This window comes from Streptomyces colonosanans, from assembly GCF_001866645.1.
In the GTDB taxonomy this organism is placed as follows: Bacteria; Actinomycetota; Actinomycetes; order Streptomycetales; family Streptomycetaceae; genus Streptomyces; species Streptomyces colonosanans.
In genome coordinates, this window is the sequence record NZ_MLYP01000154.1 from 1 (window position 1) to 804 (window position 804).

Consider the following 804-nt stretch of genomic DNA (forward strand, 5'->3'; position numbering starts at 1 on the left):
GCGCGGGGCAGCCCCCGGTCGCTCCGGCTCCGCGCTACGTCGCCGTCCACCGGGACTCCCACGGCGTCCCGGACGGGTACGCCAGCTACTCGATAGGCGAGCCCGACACCTTGACGGTCGACGAGACCATCGCCACCGACGACGCCGTCTACACGACCCTGGCCCGGTTCCTGCTCGGACACGACCTTGTCACTCAGGTCGTGTTCAAGCACTTCCCGCCCGAGCACCCGCTGCGCTGGCAGTTCGCGGACTTCCGCGCCGGCCAGGTGAGCAACGACACCGACTGGCTCTGGGTGCGGCTGCTGGACGTCCCGCGCGCGCTGACCTCGCGCGGCTGGTTCACGGACGGCGAGCTCGTCCTCGACGTCGACGACCCGTTCCTCGGCGAGCACGGCCGCTACCTGCTGACCGTCCGGGACGGCAAGGGCGACTGCGTCCCGACGGACCGGGAGCCCGACCTGTCCCTGGACGTGCGCGACCTGGGCGCGGTCTACCTCGGCGGCACCGCCCCGAGCACGCTCGCGCGTGCCGGACACATCCGGGCCCACCACCCGGGCGCGGTCGCCCTCGCGGACGCCCTCTTCCGCGCCGAGCGCGCCCCGCACTGCCTGCACTGGTTCTGACCGCGTGCCCACCGACCCCGCACAAGTCTCGTTGGTCGGGCTGCAAGGGGGCTTCAGCGGCGCTTGCTTCCTGCACGGTGGGTGCTCGGCCATGGTCACCCGTCGAGGCGGATGCTCCCGACGTGCGAAGGGGAGCGGCCTCCGGCCGCGGGGGGCCTCCCGGGATCGGACCACGGACACG

General features: G+C 73.3%; 1 protein-coding gene. It reads left to right on the plus strand.

What is annotated here, in order from left to right; all coding sequences use genetic code 11:
• On the plus strand, window positions 1-623 hold a 623-nt coding region (locus BIV24_RS30945), incomplete at its 5' end, for a sterol carrier protein domain-containing protein (protein WP_177198886.1).
• Window positions 624-804: the final 181 nt, after the last annotated feature.